16 protein-coding genes and 2 tRNA genes are annotated in these 21,733 nt (G+C 63.6%); 10 read left to right on the top strand and 8 right to left on the bottom strand.

The window, feature by feature from the left end:
• Nucleotides 1-337: 337 nt before the first annotated feature.
• From ACX80G_RS04070 to ACX80G_RS04060, 3 genes are read left to right on the top strand one after another with little or no spacing between them, the layout of a single operon-like run.
• Nucleotides 338-2,167, top strand: coding sequence for a phosphoenolpyruvate carboxykinase (GTP) (locus tag ACX80G_RS04070; protein WP_459306212.1), 1,830 nt, complete (start codon nucleotides 338-340; stop codon nucleotides 2,165-2,167).
• Nucleotides 2,168-2,227: 60 nt separating this feature from the next.
• On the top strand, nucleotides 2,228-2,755 hold the full coding sequence (locus tag ACX80G_RS04065) for a PadR family transcriptional regulator (RefSeq protein WP_459305804.1): 528 nt from the start codon (nucleotides 2,228-2,230) through the stop codon (nucleotides 2,753-2,755).
• Nucleotides 2,752-3,540: an alpha/beta fold hydrolase gene (locus tag ACX80G_RS04060; protein WP_459305802.1), complete on the top strand. Its 789-nt coding sequence runs from the start codon at nucleotides 2,752-2,754 to the stop codon at nucleotides 3,538-3,540. Before ACX80G_RS04065 ends, ACX80G_RS04060 begins: the two co-directional genes overlap by 4 nt.
• A gap of 55 nt (nucleotides 3,541-3,595) precedes the next feature.
• On the opposite strand, the gene ACX80G_RS04055 is transcribed toward ACX80G_RS04060, so the two are convergent.
• Nucleotides 3,596-5,002, bottom strand: coding sequence for a phosphomannomutase/phosphoglucomutase (locus tag ACX80G_RS04055; RefSeq protein WP_459305800.1), 1,407 nt, complete (start codon nucleotides 5,000-5,002; stop codon nucleotides 3,596-3,598).
• A gap of 119 nt (nucleotides 5,003-5,121) precedes the next feature.
• Between ACX80G_RS04055 and ACX80G_RS04050 the strand changes: the two genes are divergently transcribed.
• Nucleotides 5,122-7,236, top strand: coding sequence for a RecQ family ATP-dependent DNA helicase (locus ACX80G_RS04050; RefSeq protein WP_459305798.1), 2,115 nt, complete (start codon nucleotides 5,122-5,124; stop codon nucleotides 7,234-7,236).
• A gap of 82 nt (nucleotides 7,237-7,318) precedes the next feature.
• On the opposite strand, the gene ACX80G_RS04045 is transcribed toward ACX80G_RS04050, so the two are convergent.
• Together ACX80G_RS04045 and ACX80G_RS04040 are read right to left on the bottom strand one after the other, a co-directional pair.
• Nucleotides 7,319-7,406, bottom strand: a tRNA-Ser gene (locus tag ACX80G_RS04045).
• Between the two features lie 64 nt (nucleotides 7,407-7,470).
• Nucleotides 7,471-9,567 (bottom strand): prolyl oligopeptidase family serine peptidase, encoded by a 2,097-nt coding sequence (locus ACX80G_RS04040; protein ID WP_459305796.1) that lies wholly within the window; start codon nucleotides 9,565-9,567, stop codon nucleotides 7,471-7,473.
• Nucleotides 9,568-9,610: 43 nt separating this feature from the next.
• Between ACX80G_RS04040 and ACX80G_RS04035 the strand changes: the two genes are divergently transcribed.
• Nucleotides 9,611-9,769, top strand: a complete 159-nt coding sequence (locus ACX80G_RS04035) for a hypothetical protein (RefSeq protein ID WP_459305794.1) — start codon at nucleotides 9,611-9,613, stop codon at nucleotides 9,767-9,769.
• A gap of 44 nt (nucleotides 9,770-9,813) precedes the next feature.
• On the opposite strand, the gene ACX80G_RS04030 is transcribed toward ACX80G_RS04035, so the two are convergent.
• Nucleotides 9,814-10,545 (bottom strand): hypothetical protein, encoded by a 732-nt coding sequence (locus tag ACX80G_RS04030; protein ID WP_459305792.1) that lies wholly within the window; start codon nucleotides 10,543-10,545, stop codon nucleotides 9,814-9,816.
• Nucleotides 10,546-10,789: 244 nt separating this feature from the next.
• Between ACX80G_RS04030 and ACX80G_RS04025 the strand changes: the two genes are divergently transcribed.
• Entirely contained in the window at nucleotides 10,790-12,718 is a 1,929-nt protein-coding gene (locus tag ACX80G_RS04025) for an FAD/NAD(P)-binding protein (protein ID WP_459305791.1), read from the top strand.
• A 51-nt stretch (nucleotides 12,719-12,769) separates the two neighbouring features.
• Here ACX80G_RS04025 and ACX80G_RS04020 read toward each other — a convergent pair whose 3' ends face one another.
• On the bottom strand, nucleotides 12,770-15,883 hold the full coding sequence (locus ACX80G_RS04020) for an ExeM/NucH family extracellular endonuclease (protein ID WP_459305790.1): 3,114 nt from the start codon (nucleotides 15,881-15,883) through the stop codon (nucleotides 12,770-12,772).
• Nucleotides 15,884-16,122: 239 nt separating this feature from the next.
• A tRNA-Ser gene (locus tag ACX80G_RS04015) sits at nucleotides 16,123-16,210 on the bottom strand.
• A gap of 62 nt (nucleotides 16,211-16,272) precedes the next feature.
• Here ACX80G_RS04015 and ACX80G_RS04010 point away from each other — a divergent pair.
• On the top strand, nucleotides 16,273-17,256 hold the full coding sequence (locus ACX80G_RS04010) for an NAD(P)H-quinone oxidoreductase (protein ID WP_459305788.1): 984 nt from the start codon (nucleotides 16,273-16,275) through the stop codon (nucleotides 17,254-17,256).
• A gap of 23 nt (nucleotides 17,257-17,279) precedes the next feature.
• Here the strand turns inward: ACX80G_RS04010 and ACX80G_RS04005 are convergent, their stop codons facing one another.
• Nucleotides 17,280-17,432, bottom strand: coding sequence for a hypothetical protein (locus ACX80G_RS04005; protein ID WP_459305787.1), 153 nt, complete (start codon nucleotides 17,430-17,432; stop codon nucleotides 17,280-17,282).
• Nucleotides 17,433-17,669: 237 nt separating this feature from the next.
• Here ACX80G_RS04005 and ACX80G_RS04000 point away from each other — a divergent pair, with 237 nt between their 5' ends.
• Together ACX80G_RS04000 and ACX80G_RS03995 are read left to right on the top strand one after the other, a co-directional pair.
• Complete coding sequence (locus ACX80G_RS04000) at nucleotides 17,670-19,979, top strand: carbon starvation CstA family protein (RefSeq protein ID WP_459305785.1); 2,310 nt, start codon at nucleotides 17,670-17,672, stop codon at nucleotides 19,977-19,979.
• Complete coding sequence (locus tag ACX80G_RS03995; RefSeq protein WP_459305783.1) at nucleotides 19,979-20,167, top strand: YbdD/YjiX family protein; 189 nt, start codon at nucleotides 19,979-19,981, stop codon at nucleotides 20,165-20,167. Before ACX80G_RS04000 ends, ACX80G_RS03995 begins: the two co-directional genes overlap by 1 nt.
• 109 nt (nucleotides 20,168-20,276) lie before the next feature.
• Here ACX80G_RS03995 and ACX80G_RS03990 read toward each other — a convergent pair whose 3' ends face one another.
• Nucleotides 20,277-21,017: a GAF and ANTAR domain-containing protein gene (locus ACX80G_RS03990; protein WP_459305781.1), complete on the bottom strand. Its 741-nt coding sequence runs from the start codon at nucleotides 21,015-21,017 to the stop codon at nucleotides 20,277-20,279.
• 391 nt (nucleotides 21,018-21,408) lie between these two features.
• Here ACX80G_RS03990 and ACX80G_RS03985 point away from each other — a divergent pair, with 391 nt between their 5' ends.
• On the top strand, nucleotides 21,409-21,654 hold the full coding sequence (locus tag ACX80G_RS03985; protein WP_459305779.1) for a hypothetical protein: 246 nt from the start codon (nucleotides 21,409-21,411) through the stop codon (nucleotides 21,652-21,654).
• Nucleotides 21,655-21,733 lie beyond the last annotated feature (79 nt).

Here is a 21,733-nt window from a genome sequence, read left to right as displayed (position 1 = left end):
GGCCTTGAATAACTTTACCGCTCTTGCCTATTTACGCCTAATTCGAGGTGAAGCGAGTTGCCCGGCTGGCTGCGGCACCGCTGAACCGTCTGGCGTAGACTAGACCGGTCTACGTGTCCTTAATCACATTGTAGCCCCTTGACAGCGCTCGGTCGCCGTGGATTCTAGGGAAATACCCCCATAAACCCGAGCTTGGACCGGGTGGTGGTGCCCCGGCCGCGAGTGAGAAGGACCATAGCATCGTTACACCACCCACCCAACGAAGGGACATGTTATGGGCGATCCTGTACGCCAACTGGTTGATCACAAGAACCTTGACGCAACCGATCAGAGCGGCATGCCTGTCGTGCGAGTCGGCGGGTCACAGACTCCGGCACCGACCACCCATGCAGGATTACTCGCCTGGGTTCAGGAAGTTGCCGACATGGTTCAGCCGGACCGGGTGTATTGGGTCGACGGATCCGAGGCTGAAAACAAGGCGTTGACTGACGAACTGGTTGACGCGGGAACGCTTCGGCGACTCAACCCCGAGACGTTCCCCAACTCATTCGCCGCGTTCTCCGACCCAGCCGATGTAGCCCGGGTCGAGGAGCAGACCTTCATCTGCTCGCGGAACGAGCGCGATGCCGGGTTCACCAACAACTGGATGGACCCCGACCAGATGAAGGAGAAGCTGCGGGGCCTTTTCACTGGAGCCATGCGCGGACGCACCATGTACGTGATCCCCTTCGTAATGGGTCATCTGGATGCGGCCAATCCCAAATTTGGCGTGGAAATCACGGACAGCGGGTATGTCGTTAGCTCCATGCGCATCATGGCCAACATCGGCACCGAGGTGCTGGCGCGGATGACCGAACTGAACGCCGAGTACGTGCCGGCACTGCACTCCCTGGGCGCTCCTCTTGCCGAGGGTGATAATGACGTGCCCTGGCCTTGCAACGCGGATAAGTGGATTGTGCACTTCCCCGAAGAGCGTTCCATCTGGTCCTTCGGGTCGGGGTACGGCGGCAACGCACTGCTGGGCAAGAAATGCTATGCGCTGCGGATCGCCTCGGTAATGGCGCGCGACGAGGGCTGGCTGGCGGAGCACATGCTGATCCTCAAGCTCACCTCGCCCGAGCACAAGACCTACTACGTGTCGGCGGCGTTTCCGTCCGCCTGCGGCAAGACCAATCTCGCCCTGCTGGATCCGACCATCGAGGGGTGGAAGGTCGAGACGCTCGGCGACGACATCACCTGGATGCGCGTCGGCGATGAGGGCGAGCTGCGCGCCATCAATCCTGAGGCCGGCCTGTTCGGCGTCGCGCCGGGCACAGGCTGGCTCACCAACCCCAACGCGATGCGCGCCATCGCGAAGGGCAATTCGATCTTCACCAACGTCGCGCTGACCGACGACGACGGCGTGTGGTGGGAGGGAATGACCGCCGAGGTGCCTGATCACCTCACCGATTGGCAGGGGAATGAGTGGACGCCGTCGTCGGACAAGACCGCAGCTCACCCGAACGCGCGGTTCTGCACCCCAATTGACCAGATCGACATGCTCGCCGACGAATTCAACAACCCGGACGGTGTCGAGATCTCGGCCATCCTCTTCGGCGGTCGACGGAAGACCACCGTTCCCCTGGTCACCCAGTCCCGCGATTGGGTCAACGGCATCTTCATGGGGTCCACCCTGTCCTCCGAGACGACAGCAGCAGCCGCAGGCGAGGTGGGTCGGGTGCGCCGCGATCCGATGGCCATGCTTCCGTTTATTGGGTACGACGCCGGCGACTACCTGCGCCACTGGATCACCCTGAGCAGCAAGGCAGATCAGGAACGCTTGCCGAAGATTTTCCTGGTGAACTGGTTCCGTCGGACCGCCGACGGCGGGTTCGCCTGGCCTGGTTTCGGCGAGAACTCGCGGGTCATGAAGTGGGTTATCCAACGGCTTGAGGGTACTGCCGAGGCCGTGGAGACGCCGATCGGCTTCGTCCCGACCGGGGATTCGCTCGATCTGACCGGGCTGGACATGACACCCGAAGAGGTGAATGCTGCGGTGCGGGTCGACCCCGAGGAGTGGGCCGCCGAACTGAAGGGTATCGACGAGTGGTACTCACAGTTCGGGGAGTCCCTCCCGGCCGAGCTTGAGGATCAGCTGCGGGGGCTCAGGGCGCGGTTCGCCGTCTAGCTTTATAGTAGACCACACTCCTAGTAGACACATCTACTAGGAGTGTGGTCTACTATTCGCATGATTCTTTCCTGCGTAATTCTGGGAATGCTGGCTGTCGCCCCAATGACGGGGTACGACCTCAAGAAGCGCTTCGATACGAGCGTCAATCACTTCTGGTCAGCGGACAAAGCGCAGATCTACCGCACCCTCAGCCAACTGGTCGCTGACGGGCTCGCCAAGGTAGTGACGGTCCGTCAGGTTGGTCTGCCGGACCGGCAAGAGCACCACATCACCGACGCCGGCAGGGTCGCTCTCACCGAATGGCTCGTCTCCGCCCCGGACCCGCACCGCGAACGGGATCCTTTCCTGGCACGGATCTTCTTCGCCGGAACTCTTGAACGCCACCACGTTCTCACCCTGATTGCCGAGCGGAGGCTGGCCGCGGAAGAGTTGCTGACCGGGCTGGTGGCCCAGTCGGGGCCTCCAGGCGGCGGCGCTGCTCAGGACCGTGAGCGGTACCTGAGGTTCGCCACGCTGGGGAATGGGATCACCCATGTACAAGCCGAGCTGCGGTGGCTTGACGAGGTCGAAAAGGACCTACCGTGAACACTCCCTCATTCCCGGTGCTGCACCCCGGGACAGGCGTCTCTTCCGGATCCGTCGTCTTCCTGCACGGGGGCAACGTAGCGAACTGGATGTGGCAGCCTCAGGTCGAGGCTCTGCCGGACTATCGGGTCATTACCCCCGACCTGCCGGGCTTTGGCGCCCGCACCACCGAGCGCTGGATCAGCCTGGACCAGACAGCGGACGGGGTGGCCGACCTGATCCTGGCCGAGGCCGACGGGCCGGTACACCTGGTGGGGCTGTCCTTGGGAGGGATGGTCGCCCTACGGCTGCTGGCCAGGCACCCGCAGTTGGTGGCCAGTTCGATAGTGAGCGGCGCTCCCGCCCTCGGCATCGGCGGCGTTGTTGGCGCCGCTTCCTGGGTACAGCTTCGATGCTGGGACTACACATGGTTTTGGGATCTGCAGGCTCGGGCCTTCCGACTGCCGCCAGACAGCTACCACCTGTTCGTTGAGCACGGCCTCAGCATGGACAGTGCCAACGCCCGTCGCATGATGGCCGAGGTGTTTGCCGGCGGGCTGCCGGCAGGGTTGGCAGGCTACCCGGGCCGGCTGCTTGTGCTGGCAGGGAGTAGGGAACCCCGTGCGGTGAAGGCTGCTCTGCCCGCGGTTGCCCGCGCGGTACCCAATGGTGTGGCGGCGGTTGTTCCCGGGATGCACCACGTGTGGAATATCGAAGACACCGCCCTGTTCAACGAGGTGGTGCGCCGGTGGATCGACGGGTCGGTGCATCCCGGCCTCGCCGTGTCCCACGCTCGTCCCGACTAGGCGATCCTCCCTGCCGGTCCTGCGCCAGGAACTCCTGGAGGTCCTGCGCCAGGACCTACTGCCGGACCTGCGCCAGGACCTCGTCGGTCAGGGTGCCGAGAATCTGGGGGTCGACTGCTTCAGCATTCAGGCGCAGATAAGGCTCGGTGTTCGACGCGCGGAGGTTGAACCACCATGACCCGTCGTCAGCAGTGAAGGTGAGACCGTCGAGTTCATCGACAGTGACGCCGTCGTTGGCGAATTCCTCGCGGACCCGGGCAACGGCCGCAGGAACGTCGTCCAACCGCGAGTTGATTTCACCCGACGCGAAGTACGGCTCGTAGTCGCGGCCCAGGTCTGACAGCGGCCCGTCCTGCTCACCCAGCGCGGCGAGCACGTGCATGGCAGCCAGCATGCCGGTGTCGGCGTTCCAGAAATCCTTGAAGTAGTAGTGGGCTGAGTGCTCGCCGCCAAAGACGGCGCCTTCCTTAGCCATCACCGCCTTGATGAACGAGTGCCCCACCCGGGTGCGGACGGGGCGCGCACCTAACCGTTCCACCAGTTCGGGCACGGCCCGCGAGGTGATGAGGTTATGAATGATGACCGGTGCGTTCTCACCGGCGGCCTGCGCCCGGGCTATTTCCCGGCGAGCAACCATCCCGGTGACGGCGCTGGGCGACACGGGGTTCCCGAGCTCGTCGATCACGAAACAACGGTCGGCGTCGCCGTCGAAAGCAATCCCGATGTCCGCCTGATTGCTGACCACAGCCGCCTGGAGGTCCCTGAGGTTTTCCGGCTCAAGCGGGTTGGCGGGGTGGTTGGGGAAGGACCCATCGAGCTCGAAGTACAGCTCGATGATGTCCAGGGGAAGCTTGGGGAGCATCGAATCGCCCAGGACCGCGGGAGTGGTGAGGCCACCCATCCCGTTGCCGGCGTCGACAACCACCTTGAGGGGACGCGACCCTGACAGCTCCACCAGTGAGCGTAGATACTCGGCGTAGCCACGGAGCACGTCGCGGACCCCGATGGTTCCGTTGCGCTCGCCCGCTGGAATGGATCCCTCATTCAGGTACTGCTCGGCGAGGGTCTGGATTTCCACCAGTCCGGTCTCCGATGACACGGGCACAGCGCCGGGACGGCACATCTTCATCCCGTTGTACTCGGCCGGATTGTGGCTGGCGGTGAAGGTCACCCCCGCCGCGTCGAGGGTACCACTCGCGTAGTACAGCTCGTCGGTCGAGATGAGATCAAGGAGGACGACGTCGGCACCGCGGCGGGTGGCGCCCTGGGCGAAGGCATTGCTGAATTCCGGTGAGGAGGGACGCATGTCGCCGCCTACCAGGACTGTTGTCCCCGCCAGCCCGAGGACGTCGACGAAGGCTGCGCCCACCGCTTCGACGATTTCCGGGGTGATGCTTTCGCCGACGATGCCGCGCACATCGTAGGCCTTGAAGGACGCTGAAAGATCGAAGGATTTACTCACGGAGAGAGTCTAGCCGCTGGCCCCGGTCAGACAAGGCGTGTGGAGGAGCGGATGGGAGGGTTGTCCACATCGGCGGATTCGCCGCCCCACTGTCAGCGTGGACTGCAATACTGGGGCTCATGGTTGATACCACCACACTTCATGATCAGGCAGCGGAGATTTTGCGGACCCTCGTGGGCCGCGACCACGCCGCGTTCCACGACGGCCAGTTCGAGGCGATCGAGGCCCTGGTGAACGGCGGTCGCCGGGCGTTGGTGGTCCAGCGGACCGGGTGGGGGAAGTCGGCCGTCTACTTCGTCGCGAGCCTGCTGCTGCGGTCCCGGGGTGCCGGGCCCACCCTGATCGTGTCCCCGCTGCTCGCCCTGATGCGGGACCAGGTCGCCGCGGCGGCCCGGGCCGGCGTGCGCGCTGAAGCGATTAACTCTGCCAACCAGACCGACTGGCAGGAGATCACCGCCAAACTCGACGACAATTCGGTGGATGTATTGCTGGTCTCCCCCGAGCGGTTGAATAACCCGGCGTTCCGGGAACGCCACCTTCCCGAACTGATCCGGCAGACCGGCCTGCTGGTGATCGATGAAGCCCACTGCATCTCCGACTGGGGCCACGACTTCCGCCCCGACTACCGGCGGCTCCGCGACCTGATCACCCAGCTACCGTCCGGCGTGCCGGTCCTCGCGACCACAGCGACAGCCAACTTCAGGGTGGTGAGCGACGTCGAAGAGCAGTTGGGCACCGACGGCACCGAGGTGTTCACCCTGCGTGGCACCTTGGCACGCGATTCCCTCCGGCTGGGTGTGCTGCGGTTACCCAGCCCGCGCTCGCGGCTGGCGTGGTTGCTGACCCATATCGACGACCTGCCGGGTAGCGGCATCATCTACGCGCTGACCGTCGCGGCGGCCGAGGACACCGCACACCTGTTGCGCGCCAACGGTCACCGGGTGCTTGCCTACACGGGGCGCACCGACCCCGCCGATCGTGAATCGGCTGAAGCGGCGCTGAAGAACAATGAGGTCAAAGCGCTGGTCGCCACCAGTGCGCTGGGCATGGGGTTCGACAAACCGGACCTGGGGTTCGTGGTCCACCTCGGCGCGCCGTCCTCTCCGGTGGCCTATTACCAGCAGGTCGGTCGGGCAGGACGTGGCACACCCAATGCTGATGTGCTGCTGCTTCCCGGGACCGAGGACCGGGAGATCTGGGAGTACTTTGCCACGTCGTCCATGCCCTCGGAGGAGAGGGCGACCCGGGTCCTCGAAGCGCTCGGCTCCGGCGGGATCCTGTCTACGCCCGCTTTGGAGGCGCAGGTCAACCTTAAACGAACTCCGCTGGAGCTGCTGCTGAAGGTCCTCGATGTGGACGGCGCCGTGCGAAAGGTGCAGGGCGGTTGGGAAACCACCGGGGCCCCTTGGGTTTACGACAGCGAACGGTACGGGCGGATCGCCAAAGCCCGGATCGCTGAGCAGAAATCCATGTTGGACTACGAGAACACCTCGCAGTGCCGGATGGAGTACCTCGCCGCGGCACTCGATGACCCAACCGCTGCGCCCTGCGGGCGATGCGATAACTGCGCTGGCCAGTGGTACTCGGATGAGGTGGCCCACGACGCTTCCGACAGCGCCCAGAAGGCCCTGAGCAAGGTGGGCGTGGAGTTGGACCCGCGGGGCCAATGGCCCAGCGGCATGGACAAACTTGGCGTACCCGTCAAGGGCCGAATCCCGGCCAGCCAGGCGAACGGGGCGGGCCGTGCGCTGGGTAGGCTCACCGACCTCGGCTGGGGTAACCAGCTGAGGGAACTGCTGGCTGACACGGCCGAGGACCAGCCGCTCGGACCGTTGGTGATCGAAGCGTGCATCTCGGTGCTGGTGCAGTGGGGCTGGGACACCCGTCCAGTAGCCGTGGTCAGCGTGCCATCCCGACGACGGCCGCTGCTGGTGCAGTCACTGGCCGAAGGGCTCGCCAGCGTGGGCCGGATTCCCTACCTCGGGGCTTTGCAGACGCCGCACGGCTGGCCGACGGGAGCCCCGGGCGGCAACAGTGCGTTTCGCCTCACAGCCGTCTGGGACCGGTTCGCAGTGCCCGACGAGGGAAGGGAATGGTTCGCCGCCAACCCCGGCCCGGTGCTGCTGGTCGATGACCTCGCAGACAGCCGGTGGACAATCACGGTGGCGGGCAAGGCGTTGCGCGACGGCGGAGCGCAGGAAGTGTTGCCGTTTGTGCTGGGCCTGAAAGCCTGAGCGCTTGTGCCAGGGTGAGGGTAACGCGGACAAAAACAGACACCCCGGTTCGATCAAGAACCGGGGTGTCTGGTAAATAACGCGGAGACGGGGGGATTTGAACCCCCGGTAGGCTTTAGGCCCACACTTCATTAGCAGTGAAGCCCATTCGGCCGCTCTGGCACGTCTCCAGCGGCTATTACTAGCCACCCAAGGCTACCTGTAAGGAGCGGGCAAGAGCAAAACCACCTGCGGTCACAGGCCGCCGGTTAACGCCTTCCAGACAAACTCCTGGGACATGACGTGCATGCGCGCTGCCTGCCGGTTGTCGGATGCCCCCGCATGACCGCCCTCCAGGGCCTCGTGAAACCACACATTGCCGATCCCGAGGGCCTTCATCCGGGCTGCCATCTTCCGGGCCTGCACCGGACCCACCCGGTCGTCGCTGGTTGCCGTCCAGATCAGGGTCCGGGGGTAGTCGACCCCCGAACGCAGCTGATGGTACGGCGAGAAGGTCTGCACGTACTCCCACTCCTCAGGCTTGTCGGGGTCGCCGTACTCGGCGATCCACGAGTAGCCGGCCGAGAGTTTGGTGTACCGGCGCATGTCGAGCAACGGGACACCGCAGGAGATGGCGCCGAACAGGTGCGGGTAGTGGGTGAGCATGTTGCCCACCAGCAGCCCGCCGTTGCTGCGCCCGGTGCAGCCGAGCAGCTCCGGCCGGGTGACCCCGCGTGTCACCAGGTCCGCGGCGATCGCCGCGAAGTCCTCATAGGCACGGTGCCGGTTGGCGTGCAGTGCTGCCCGGTGCCAGGCTGGACCGTACTCGCCGCCGCCCCTGATATTCGCCAGCACGTACACGCCGTGCCTGCCGGCGTCAGTGGTCCGCTCCAGCCAGCCCCGGCCGATGACTCCCGAGTAGGCGGGGGTCATTGCGTGCTCGAACCCGCCGTAGCCAGATAGCAGGGTGGGATTCCCGCCGTCGAGCGCCAGATCCGCCGCCGCGACCTGGAAGTACGGGACCCTCGTCCCGTCCTTGGACACTGCGAAGTGCTGCTCAACAGTGAACCGGTCGTCATTGAAGAACGACGGCGACGCTTTCACCTGGGTGTGCGTCCCGCCCACGGTCCCGCGCAGCAGGGTCGTCGGGGTCAGGAACCCGCTGGCCAGGAGCCAGTAGTCGTTCGCGGCGTCGTCGTCCTCATCGTCCACGGCAAACGCGTCGACCGAGTGCAGCGGCGGGCAGGCGTCGAGCGTCTCCACCCGCCACTGCCTGGACGGTTCCAGAACCCGGATCTCGGAGGACACATCGTTAAGGAGGTTGATCAGCAGGTAATCCCTCGTCCAACTCCAGGACTGCAGCGAGGTTCGCATATCGGGGCGGAACAGCGTGGTCAGCGATCGGCTTCCCGCCAGGAAGGAGTCAAGGTCAATGCCGAGCAACGACCCGGCGGTGAACACCGTGCCGTCCACGGCCCAGTCGGTGCGCGGACGCAGGGTCAGCCACTGCCGGTGGATCGAGACGTTGACGTCGTCGGGGACGTCCAGCTGGACCCACGCATTGTCACGGCGCAGGTGCGTGCGGCTGGAGTAGAAGTCGATGGTATCGACGGCGATGTCCCGCTCGAAACCGGGCGTCTGGTCCCGCATCACCACCGCCATCATGTGATCGTCGGGGATCTCGAAGTAGAGTTCGGCGTCAGCCAACGACGACTCTCCCCGGCGCACTGTGCGCACCGTCCGAGGGTAGGAACTGGACGTGATCGATCCCGGGCCGAAATCGGTGGCCACATGGAGGGCATCGGGCCCGGCCCAGCTGATCCGGCTCTTGGCGGCCGGAATGTCGAAACCGCCTGCAACGAAGGTCCGGGAGGCGACGTCGAACTCCCGGAACCGCCGGGCGTCACCACCATCGGGGGAGAGCGCGATCAGGGCATGCGTGTACGGTTCGCCATCGGTGGGACGCAGGAACATTGCCCCGCCCCACACCCACTCGATCCCCTCGTCAGAGCTGAGCCCATCAAGGTCCAGCAGTACGTTCCACTCAGTGTGCGCCGAGTTGTAGCTGTCCCACCCGGTCCGACGCCACAGTCCCTTCGGATGAGCCTCATCGCGCCAGAAATTGTAGAAGTGCTCACCCCGTTTGGAAACCATCGGGATGCGGTCAGTGGAATCGAGAACCTCGAGAACGTCCCGCTCCCTGTGCTTGAATTTGCCGGTGATGAGCAGCCGCTCGGTGACGGCATTCTCGGCACGAACCCACTCGAGGGACGAATCGCTGTAAATGTCCTCAAGCCAGAGGAACTCGTCGTCGGGGGTCGCGCCGTGGTGCTGGTCTGTGATGGAGGTCATAATTCCATCCTAGGCACGCCCGTCTGGGCTGCCGAACCAGCCAGTGACGATCGCTAACGAGGATCTGAACTTCTGGAACTACAACGGTCCCATGACCGGTGTCCGCAACTCGCGCACAGTCGAATGTGCACCACTCGCCGACGCCGACGCCGCGCACATCGGATTCGAGGCCGAGTCCGCAGTAATCACCGTGGTGGTCTGACCGTGTGGCCGTGCGCCCCGAAAGAGTTCGCGCGCCCAGATAGTTCAGCAGAGCTTGAATCCAAGAGCAGCGGCTTTCGCTATGAGGACGTAGATCAGTCCTTCGTTGGGACCACAGCGAGGACCGAACCATCCCCACACACAGCGGAACAGCGCCCAAATGGTGATGGCGAAGAACACGGCGACTGCGACGATCTTCCACCAGGGAATATTGTCAACCATCCCCCGGTCATTGCCGGCTCGCACCCCGGCTAGCTCTTTGAGCTTCGCGACTATGTGGTCGATGAGGGCAAGCGGGTCTCCGGACCTGGCCGCCCCTAAAGCCTCGTCGAGTTGCTCAATGATCCGTTCGATATCCTTGGGTTTGAGTTCAAGGTTGGAAAGCTCCCGTCGGATACCTTCGTCGAAGGCCGTGGCGCGTTGCTCCACCAACGTGGTGTCGTATTTCTGTCCACGTTCTGCCAGTGACTCGACATTGCGGCGAAAATCGCTGATTGCTCCACTCGCCACGTCCAGGTATTCAAGCCCGGCTCGCTGGAATGTCGCCAGCGCGGTCTCAATATCGTCATCGTTGTAAGGCTGGCGAGCCGCCCGGCTCCGCTCAGCTTTATAGACGGCCATCTCGGCCCTGCCAAAGCTGGCGACCGCACTGTCAAGCGCGAAGAGCCCCTCTCGCAGTGGAGCTTCCTCCAGGCTCGGGAACGCCTGGTACAGAAGGCTGCCCGACGACAGGTAGTACTGAACATTGTCTTGCTCGCGTGAAAGCATGAGAACCATCCCCGTATTATGTTGGGTCTACTGGAGGCACCAACGTAGTTCCAAGGCTGTTGCTGGGACGTTACCGTGGCCTTGCAGGAGCGTGGATCACCGACGTGAAAGCACGATCGCCGTGACGTCAGTGAAGTACTCACGAGTTTCTACCAAAGATCAGAGCGCCGCAGGGACCGCCGAACCAGCCTAAAGGTTCGGCTACGGTCAGGCCGGTTCCTTCCTGCACCAACCCACCGGATACCCTTAGCTGATGCACACGGGTCGTAACCAACGGGTAGCTGTAGTGGGTGCGGGCCCCCGCGGCACCTCAGTGCTGGAACGGCTCATCTCCCAATGGGTGGCAGCCCCGGCCGGTCAGCGCCGTCCCCTGCACATCCACCTGATTGACCCTGAACGTCCCGGCCCTGGCCACGTCTGGCGACCCGGCCAGTCGAGGCTCTTCCTGATGAACACGCCGTCCCTCTTCCCCACGGTGGTCCCCGTCGGGGCGAGTGCCGACGGACTCGCTCCATCGGTGGTCGATCATTCGTTCGATGAGTGGCGGGTCGCGATGACTGACCAGCCCGCCGCGTCCCTTTCCAGCGCCGATCACCATGAACTGAAGCGGCTCGGCAGCTCAGACTTTCCCAGCCGCGTGTTGTATGGCAGGTACCTGGAATGGACCTACCAGCAACTCATGGACCGCTGCCCGGCCGACGTCAGCGTCACCCACCATCCCACCGAAGCGCTGGCGCTCACGACGGCGCAGCCGAACTACCGGTTGAACCTGGGCGACGGTTCAGAGCTTACGGTGGACGCCGTCGTCCTGGCCCTGGGGCATGTACCGGCGCAGCTCAGCCCAGAACAGGTCGCACTCCGTGACGGTGCGGGTCGGTACAGTCTCGCCTACTGGCCGCCGGCCGTCCCCGCCGACATCGACTGGAACAGGCTTCCGGCGACGAAGCCGGTCCTCATTCGGGGGTTGGGCCTGAACTTTTTCGACGTCATGATTCAGCTGACCGAGGGCCGCGGAGGGCGCTTCGTCCCCGACGACGACGGGAGGCTGGCGTATCAACTGTCCGGCCGGGAGCCCAAGATCGTTGCGGCGTCCCGGCGGGGCGTGCCGTACCGGGCAAAAGCGCAGCTGGACAGTTACCTGCCGCGAAGCGTGTCCTTGAGCTACTGCACGCTGCCGGCACTGCAGTCATTTGCCGAGCAGGGAATCCAGCCGGGCTTCGACCACGATATTTGGCCGCTCCTGCACCGTGACGTGATGACCGCGTATTACACCACCCTGGCCAGGGTGTCGGGGGCACGAATCCTGGCCGACCCGGCCGGATTCCTCCGTCGGCTCCACACGGCCATTGCCGTCAGCGGTCCGGAATGGGCGGCGGCGCTCGCGACGCTGCTGAACGCCGAGGTGCCAGCAGAGCTTCACCTCAATGTTGAAGGACTTGGCCACCCATTTGCTGGCCGCCGGTTCGTCACCGCCTTCGACTATCAAGACGCGGTGCTGGAGTATCTCGATGAGGATGTCGCCGAGTCCGCTCGGGGCGAGGACAGCCCGCTGAAGATGGCGATTGGTGCGATGAACGCCGGCCGAACCGTGATCAAGCAGGTGGTGGCCGACGGCGGGCTGACCGATCAGTCGTGGATGAGGGAGCTTCGCGGCTGGTTCGAGCCTCTGGTGGAGGGGTTGGCCAGCGGGCCGCCGTCGATCAGGATCGCGCAGCTGGCTGCCCTGGCACGCGCCGGTGTGGTGCAGTTCGTGGGCCCTAACCCCACATTCGTGGTTGATGAGGACACCGAGCGGTTTGAGGCATCCTCGCCGTGGGTGCAGAGCACCGCGGTCTCAGCCAGCCACCTGGTGGATGCGATGATGCCGCCCAACCGGGCCGTGAACACCAAATCCCCACTGCTGCGGCAACTGCTCGACGACGGGCTGGTCCGCCCCAGAATGATGATGGCTGCCGACGGCGTGCCGGTCAGCTCAGCCGGACTGGACGTCACGCATCCCCCCTACCGTGCCATCGACGGCTCCGGCCGCCCCCAGCCCCGCCTCTATGTGCTGGGCCTGCAACTCGCTTCCACCCAATGGGGGATAGCGATCGCCGCGCAGGCGCATTCACCGGTCGACGCCGGTGGGCGGACGCTCCGCGACGCCGACGACATCGCCGCAGCGATCCTGGCCGGTAGTTAACCGAAACGGCGGACCCCCGAAGGCGCCCGCCGTCGGTCTTCCTAGGTTGGACTAGAGACCTTCTGCATACCTGCCGCAGGTTCCGATTTCGTCGTCGAACCGGTTGACGAAGGCTGCCATCGCGTCGCGGGCCACGGGGGTGACGGGACGGTAGGTGCCATCGCCCCAGCCTTCGGAGATGCCGGTGTCCTTCAGCCAGGAGATTTCCTTCTCGAACATCATGCCCTCAGGCACATCTGTGAAGGGTCCACCGTTCGGGTTTACGAAGCTCACCGCATCCGCGTTGAGGCAGACCTCTGTGGCGAGGCGCATCATGAAGGCTGCCATCGCGTCCCTGTTCACCGGGGTGACTGGGCGGAAGGTTCGGGTGCCGTCGGCTTCGGGCCAGCCAGTTGATAGACCGGTTTGATGCATCCACATGATCGCGTCGAAGTGCTCGATCCGGTCTGCTTCATCGGCGGGGAACGCGATGTCGCTGAAGGGTGACTCGTCCGGTAGTTCGAAGTCTGGTTCTCCGGCGAGGCGGTAGAGGAACGCGGCCATCGCGTCGCGGTTGATGTTCGCTAGTGGACGGTACGTCCGGGTGCCGTCGGCTTCCAGCCAACCGGTGGAGAGGCCGTTCCCGGCCATCCACTCGATGTGGTCCTGGTGTTCGTTACCAGCGATGTCACTGAACTCAATGGCCTCGTCCAGATCCAGACCGACGATCACCGGGTCGTGATCGCTGGCACGGTATTGGTCGGCTGTGTAGTAGTTCACCGGCGTGTAGTTGAACCGGCTGTATTCAAAGGCCAGTGATTCGACGGCGTTAATGTTCCAGATGTCGACGCCGGTCACAGTGGCGGCGGCTTCGGGGGAGGCGAGGATGTGGTCGAGCGACCCGGACTGTCCACGAAAGACGTAGGAGTATTTACCTGTCTCGACGCCCTGGTTGGTGTACCCGGCCTCGTAGAACACCTGCATGGGGTCTTCGGCCGTATAGGAGTTGAAGTCACCGGTCAGGAAAACCTTCTCGGTACCTGCTTCGCTCTGCATGGTGTCGGCGAAGTCGACAAGAGCGGTTGCCTGCTCGACGCGGTCGGGGTTTGACGCCCCTTGCCCGTCGCCCTGGTCTGCGTTCTCCCCGGAGCCGGAGCCCTTCGACTTGAAGTGGTTCACAATGGCGAGGAATTTCGTTGACTCGTCCCCGTCTGCGGCCTGGAAGGCCTGGGCCAGCGGCCTGCGGGCGTTGGAGAACGCGACGTCGTCGTCGAGGATGACCGAGTCGCCCACTGTCTCGACCGCAGCGGTCTTGTAGATGAAGGCGTTGCGGATCACGTCCTCATTGGCAGGAATTTCGGCGGGGGAAGGGACAAAGTCCCAGACGCCCGGCTCGACTTCGTTCAGCGCGGCGGTCAGGGTGGCGAGGGCCTCGTCGCGGTCCTTGCCGAACGCCGCCGAGTTCTCGATTTCTTCAAGCGAGACCATGTCGGCGTCGAGGTTGGTCAGCGCGTCGACAATCTTGGCTTCCTGCCGCTCAAAGCTGTCGGTGTTGGCAGCACCACGAGCGTCGCAGCCACCCCGGACCGTGATGAGGTTGCCCGCGCGGTCGTTGAAATACGTGCAACCGGTCAGCTCATCGCCGGTGGTGCTGAAGTAGTTCAGGACGTTGAACGAGGCGATCTTGATGTCACCGCCCACATCAATGGGGGTGGCTGGTCGCTCGCCAGCGAAGGTGACTGGTTGCACTTCGGCGGCATTCGCTGCCGTCAGGTGAGTGAGCGGTTGGAAGCGCCACACGCCGAAGTCAAAGTCAACGATGACATCGGAGGTGAAGGTTGCTGATCCGTTGACCCGGACCGGATCCTCAAGGGTCAGGTACGGCAGGGCCTGGTCGGTGTTCTGGACGAAGTCCACCGTGGCGCCGTCGTCGAGGGTAACCCCGCGTGCTTTGTTGTCGGCCTGTACATCGGCGTTCTCCTCAGTGCCAGGGGGAGCAATTTCGGTGGGCTGGACCAGGGCTTCGGTGCCGAAGGCCAGGTCGATCTCGCCGTACCGGTTGAGGTCATAGTTGTCAGAGACGGTGAAGTCGCCGGTTGGTCGGACGAGCATGCTCTCTAGAACTTCACGCCCTGCCTCGGTGGCGGGCCACCGCGTGATGAGGGACTTGACTTCCTCGGCTGGCTCTGTGAGCACCGTGGCGGCGCCGGCTACCACTTCAATCTGGGTGACGCCGAAGTTTTCTCCGACCTGACCGGTGACCTCGACATGGTCACCGATTGCGATGTCGGCGATGGTCCCCGGGGAGTAGATGAAGATGCCGTCGGAGGCGGTGCGCGCTTCCGACGTTGAAAGGCCAGTGCCTTCGGTCTGGATGACGTAGCCGTCAATGCCGCCGGTGGGGTAGGCAGCGGTGACTACACCCCGGGTTGTGACGGTGTCTCCTGCGAGTGGGGAGGCGTCTCCGGTGCCCTGGATTTCAGCGATTGGGACTACTGCGCCAGCAACCGGGGGGTCGGGGTCCGGTTCTAGCTCAACGCTGCCGGTTTCGCCGTCGGCGTTGGTCGGAGTCACAGCCTCGCTGAGGGTGAAGTCGGCGGAGTTGTCGTCGGTGTCGACGAAGTCGGTGCGGTTCAAGGAGCGGGGATCGGCGTTGCTGGCCGGTTTGGTCGCGACAGCGGTCTCGAATGTGTTTGAGGATCCATACCCCAGCAGATCCTCCACGGCCGGGTTGTCGACAATCGAACCGGTGGCCAGCGGATCGATTGCTGTGGCCTCGTTCGAGAGAATGAGCGTGCCGCCGCCGCCAGCGAAACTGGCGCCGATAGTGGCATCCGTGCCGGGAAGCGCAACTCCGTTGTCAGCATTGCTGGAGCCGCCAACAAGATAGTGGCCGTTTGCCGGAATGGTTCCAGTGAGTGTTGACACTCCAGTCGGCGCATTGGAACTGCCGGCTGCACGGTACTGGAGCGACCAACCGTTGACGTCGACCGGCTGATCGGTGGTGTTGTGGAGTTCGACAAACTTGTTCAGATACGGGGCGTTCGCGCTTCCCCCGTTGACGTAGGCCTCATTGATGACAACACCGTTCGGCGCCGCAAAGGCAGGTAGCGCAGCGATTGGTGAAGCGAGTAGCCCCACTGTGATCACGGCGCCAAGCCCGCCCTTCCATGACGAATGTTTCATCCGCTAGTTCTCCTTGGCTTTTGGCTGCTGTCAGCCGCGAGTGAGACCGCCCGAAGGGTAAAGCAACAGACGGTTATGGCCCAAGATCCTGGTAATTGTGAGCCAGATAACTTTTGGGTCGGTATTGAGCCAATCAGACAATAGTGAACGAGAGATTACGTAAAGTGAAGGGGCCAGGAGTTTACGGTAAACAAAAAGTTGGCCCCGGTAACTACCGGGGCCAACTTTTCTATGACGAGCGGAAGGTAAGAGATTCGAACTCTTGGTACGGGGTTACCGCACACTGGTTTTCAAGACCAGCTCCATCGGCCGCTCGGACAACCTTCCCAAGTGAGTAGTGTTTCACGTAGCTTCCAGTTCAACCAAAAACCATCCCAGCGGAGGACCTTGTGAAAGCAGTAGTCATCACCCGACCAGGTGGGCCGGACGTGCTCGCGGTGTCGCAGGTGGCAGCACCGGTGCGGGTGCAGGGGGAGGTGCTGATCGACGTCGTCGCGGCCGGGCTGAACCGTGCCGATGTGCAGCAGCGTGAGGGAAACTACCCTCCGCCGGCGGGTGCCTCCGAGTACCCGGGATTGGAAGTCTCGGGGCGGATAGCCGACCCTGGCGAGTCAGGTCTTGCCGTGGGCGATGAAGTGGTGGCGCTCCTTTCGGGCGGAGGCTATGCGGAACAGGTGGCGGTGCCGGCGGGTCAGGTCCTTCCCGCACCAACGGGAGTTGACCTTGTCACTGCTGCCGCGTTGCCGGAGGTGGCCGCAACCGTTTATTCGAATCTTTTCCTCTCCGCGCGTCTTCAGCCGGGGGAACGGGTGCTCATTCACGGCGGTTCAGGCGGTATTGGCACCATGGCCATCCAGTTGGCCCTGGCACTTGGGGCCGTCCCGATCGTCACTGCAGGTTCCGCGGCGAAGCTTGAGGTTGCCCGGAGCCTCGGCGCCGTCGCATGCATCAATTATCGGGAGCAGGATTTCGTCGCCGAGGTGACCGCCGCGACGTCGGGCATGGGCGTGGACGTGATTCTTGACGTCGTCGGGGCCAAGTACCTGGCGCAGAACGTGGCTGCGCTCGCCGTCGGGGGGCGCCTGGTGGTCATCGGGTTGCAGGGTGGCGCGAAGGCAGAACTGAATCTCGGCGCGCTGATGACCAAACGCGCGTCGGTGGCCGGCACCACGCTGCGCGGCCGCCCGGTGGCTGAGAAGTCCGCCATCATGGCGGCGGTCCGGGACGACGTTTGGCCGCTGGTCGCATCGGGGGCGGTGAAGGCTTTGGTGGACCGGACCTTCCCGCTCGAGGACGCGGCGGCAGCGCACCGCTACTTCGACTCCGGCGAGCACACCGGGAAGATCCTCCTCACGGTCAATCCCTCCCACTGATCGGCGTCCGGCAACGGGATGGTCTAGACAATCCCGTTGACGATAGCACGGTTGTACGAGCTGGTCGTGCCGTGGCCGCAACTGGGCGCGATCCTGGTTCTGGTTCCGATCCTCGGGACGGTCACGGCGTGGTTGTTTACCAGGGCAAGGCTGCCGATGACGCGAAGGGCACTCATTCAATAACTTCCTCTACCGCCCTCTGCTCCCACTGGCCGGCGTCCGTCAAGGGGATAGTCCGGACAATCCCATTGACGGGGCCGAGTCATGGGGATTCTTGGCGTGCACACCGCCCTTGGGCGCAAAATAGCACCCGCCTGCCGACTGGTCGGCGTCGTCGGTGGCTACACTATGGCGTAACGGCCATCACATTGCTAACTTCGGCAGGTTCAGACACTCAAATCTAAGGGAGCACCATGAGTGAGCAGCATAATAGTCCCGGACGCGTGGGGCATCACCCGGTCGACGGTGACCACGAGGACGCTGACGTCCTGGTGCAGGATCCTGATCTTCCACCCACGGCCCTCGACCCGGCACTAGCCGAGGCCGAGGACGGCCGTTGGACCCCAGCCAAGATTGCCCTCTGGGTAGGGATCGCCCTCCTCGGCGGGTTCAGCTGGACCATGCTGGCGATAGTGCGGGGCGAAACTGTCAACGCCATCTGGTTTGTCTTCGCCGCAGTATGCACATACTTCATCGCCTACCGGTTCTACTCGAAGTTCATCGAGCGCAACCTCCTCAAGCCCGACGATCGCCGGGCAACCCCTGCCGAGTACAAGGCGGACGGCAAGGACTACGCGGCGACAGACCGCAGGGTGCTCTACGGACACCACTTCGCCGCCATCGCTGGCGCCGGCCCGCTCGTCGGCCCGGTCCTCGCAGCCCAGATGGGCTACCTCCCGGGAACACTGTGGATCATCTTTGGCGTCATCGCCGCCGGCGCCGTCCAGGACTACCTGGTTATGTTTTTCTCGATGCGCCGCGGAGGTCGCTCCCTTGGGCAGATGGCCCGCGAAGAGCTCGGACTGATTGGCGGCACCGCTGCCCTGATCGCGACTCTCGCCATCATGATCATCATTGTCGCCATCCTCGCGCTGGTGGTTGTCAACGCCCTCGGCGAAAGCCCCTGGGGCGTCTTCTCCGTTGCGATGACCATCCCCATTGCGCTCTTCATGGGTGTCTACCTCCGGTTCATCCGCCCGGGCAAGGTCACCGAAGTGTCGGTCATCGGCTTTGTGCTGCTGATGGCTGCAATCATCGCCGGCGGCTGGATCGGCGAAACCGAGTGGGGCGTCGCCATCTTCGGCCTCGACCGCGTGGCCATCGCCTGGGGCATCATCATCTACGGTTTCATCGCCGCTGTGCTCCCGGTCTGGCTCCTGCTCGCTCCCCGCGACTACCTCTCAACCTTCATGAAGATCGGCACCATCGTGATGCTGGCGGTCGCCATCATCATCACCCGCCCTGAAATCAGCGTCCCCGCGGTCAGTGAATTCGCCAGCCGCTCCGACGGACCGGTTGTCCCAGGTACGCTCTTCCCCTTCCTGTTTGTCACCATCGCCTGCGGCGCGCTCTCCGGCTTTCACGCGTTGATCGCCTCCGGGACCACCCCGAAAATGATCCAGAAGGAACGCCAGACCCGCTTCATCGGGTACGGCGGCATGCTGATGGAATCCTTCGTCGCGATCATGGCTCTCGTCGCCGCCCTGTCGATCGACCGTGGCATCTACTTTGCGATGAACTCCTCGATGGCTGCCACCGGCGGAACCATCGAGGGTGCCGTCGCCTTCGTCAACGGACTGGGACTGGCAGGGGTAAACCTCACCCCCGAGGTATTGAGTCAGCTGGCCAACAACGTGGGCGAGGAATCCATTGTGTCCCGCACGGGTGGCGCACCGACGCTGGCCGTCGGTATCGCTCAAATTATGCAGTCCTTCATCGGCGGCTCTGGCATGATGGCGTTCTGGTACCACTTCGCCATCATGTTTGAGGCCCTGTTCATCCTCACCGCCGTCGACGCCGGAACCCGGGTTGCCCGGTTCATGCTGCAGGACAGCATTGGTAACTTCATCCCCAAGTTCCGCGACACCTCCTGGCGGACCGGAGCCTGGATTTGCACGGCCATCATGGTGGCCGGCTGGGGGGCGATCCTGATCATGGGGGTCACTGACCCGTTGGGCGGAATCAACACACTGTTCCCGCTCTTCGGTATCGCCAACCAACTGCTGGCGGCGATCGCGCTCGCCGTGTGTATGGCAATCTGCGCCCGGAAGGGAGCTTTCAAGTTCCTCTGGATCCCGGCGCTCCCGTTGGCCTTCGCAGCGGTGGTAACCATCTCGGCGTCGTTCCTGAAGATCTTCTCGCCGGTGCCCTCCGTAGGTTACTGGGCGAACCACTTCGCGTTCCGCAACGCGCTTGCAGCCGGCGAAGAAAGTTTCGGTGCCGCGCAGTCAGTGGCCGCGATGGAAGCTGTAGTCCGCAACACCTTCATCCAGGGCGTGCTGTCGATCGTGTTCGTCACGCTCGCACTGATCGTGATCACGACGGCGATCGTCGCCTCGGTCAAGGCATACCGCAACGGAGGTGGGCCAAACACCGAGGACAAGGCAGTTCCTTCACGGATCTACGCACCGTCCGGGATGCTTGCCACCCCTGCCGAGAAAGACCTGGAGAAGCAGTGGGCAGCACTTCCTGCTGAAAAGTTGCCGGCACGGACCGGTCACTGATGAGTGTTCTGGAGCGGGCCCGGCAGGCCGTGTGGTTGTTCAAGGGAGTGATGGGTGAGAATGCCTACCAGTCCTACCTCGACCACCACGCGGCTACCCACAACGCGGAACCTCCGATGACCGAAAAGGCGTTCTGGCGGGACAAAACCGACCGGCAGGAAGCCAATCCGGAGGGCCGCTGCTGCTAAGCCCGGCCTACCAGACATGAGTGCCCACTACCAGGGGTTGTTCGCTGAGCATCAACGTTTATGCTCAGCGAACAGGACCAGCTAGTGGGCATTTGTGTTTAATGACGGGCTATTTGTCGAAGTGCGTGGTGGTGGGTGCCTGGTTTGCCGAGGCGACCACGGCGCTGGCGACGTCGCGCAGTTTGATGTTGCGGGCACTGGATGCCGCCTTCAAGATCTCCACTGCCTCATCCTGGGAACACCGGTTCTGAGCCATGATGATTCCCGCAGCGAGGTCAATCACGGTGCGGGACTGCATGGCAGCCTCCAGATGCTTGCTGGCGTCGCTGAGCTGGGCCATCCGGACCGCTAACCGCAGCGACTTGGAAGCTTCGAGGGCAAAAGCCTCTGCTGCGGCCACAGCGCCGTCGTCGAACGCGTGGGAAACCGTCGAATAGAAATCGAGCCCGGCTCGCGCTTCGCCGCCCAACGGAACCGGAATTCCGAGCGCTGAGCGGATGCCGTGTTCGGCGACGGCGTCTCGGTACTCGGGAAATCTTGTGTCGGCGGGAATATTCTGCACATGAATCGTGACGTTCTCGCGAGCCGCCCGCAGACACGGACCGTCATCGAAGGCGTACTGGATCTCATCAGTCTTGCGGGCCAGCTCGCTACTGCTGGCGACCGTTCCCATGGTGCGGGGGCGGAGCAGGGTAAGACCACAAAGCACCTCGCCGGCGGCCTGTGAGGTGAGAGTGGTCGCCGCCAGTTGGGTTAGTCCGGTCAGAAACGTGCTCACATCATCGCTGTCCATCACCATGTCCAGCAAAACGTTATGAACATGCGATTCGACCCGCCGGGTTTCTGACATATCATCCTCCGCTTCCGGGCGTCGCTATCGCCCTTGTCCCTGAAGGATTCAACTGTAATCGGTGTGAGCGCCAAATGTGGTTGACCTACCTGATGGGTGGACGGCGCGAGAGGGTCCGGATGAGATATAGTCGTAGTCAGGTTGAGCAGACGGCCGCGGGAACTTCTCCTTTAGAGCAGGATTTTGATGGCCCACGCTGCGCGGATTGCCCCTCTGGGCTCCGGCTACAACACCAACACTCGTCCGCACCGCGTTCATTCATCGCGCGCCCCGCGTTTCGGCAACTACGTGCCGGTAGACATGGCCCTGCCCCGGAAAGCTGGTGCCTCGCCAGGCTCCCCTTGTTGTACTCCCAGCATCTCCTCGATCCAAGCCATTCTGGAAGGACCCCATGAGCAACACCACACGGCATTCTCCTGATCAGCCGTTCCCGGAAGACCTGACACAGCTGGAAAGTACTGAGGTTGAACTTCTCAACAGTAGGATCCATCGCGAGCTTGACTTCGAGTATGTGCGGTACGGTATGCCCGATCCGGAAACCGAGGGACGTCTCGAAGAGCTCACCGAAGAACTCGACCGCCGTGAGCAACAGGTGTCCCCGGCGGAGCAGCTGCCCATGGAACGCATCGGCGAGTAGCCGGTGTCGCTGGTAGGCGGCGACCCGGGTGACCCGCTGGGGGACTACCCGGGCCGCCGGACGCGTCTACCGTGAGACG

This window comes from Arthrobacter glycogeni, assembly GCF_054510815.1.
Note: the sequence above shows the minus strand (reverse complement) of the source record. Positions and strands in the feature narration are given on the sequence as shown.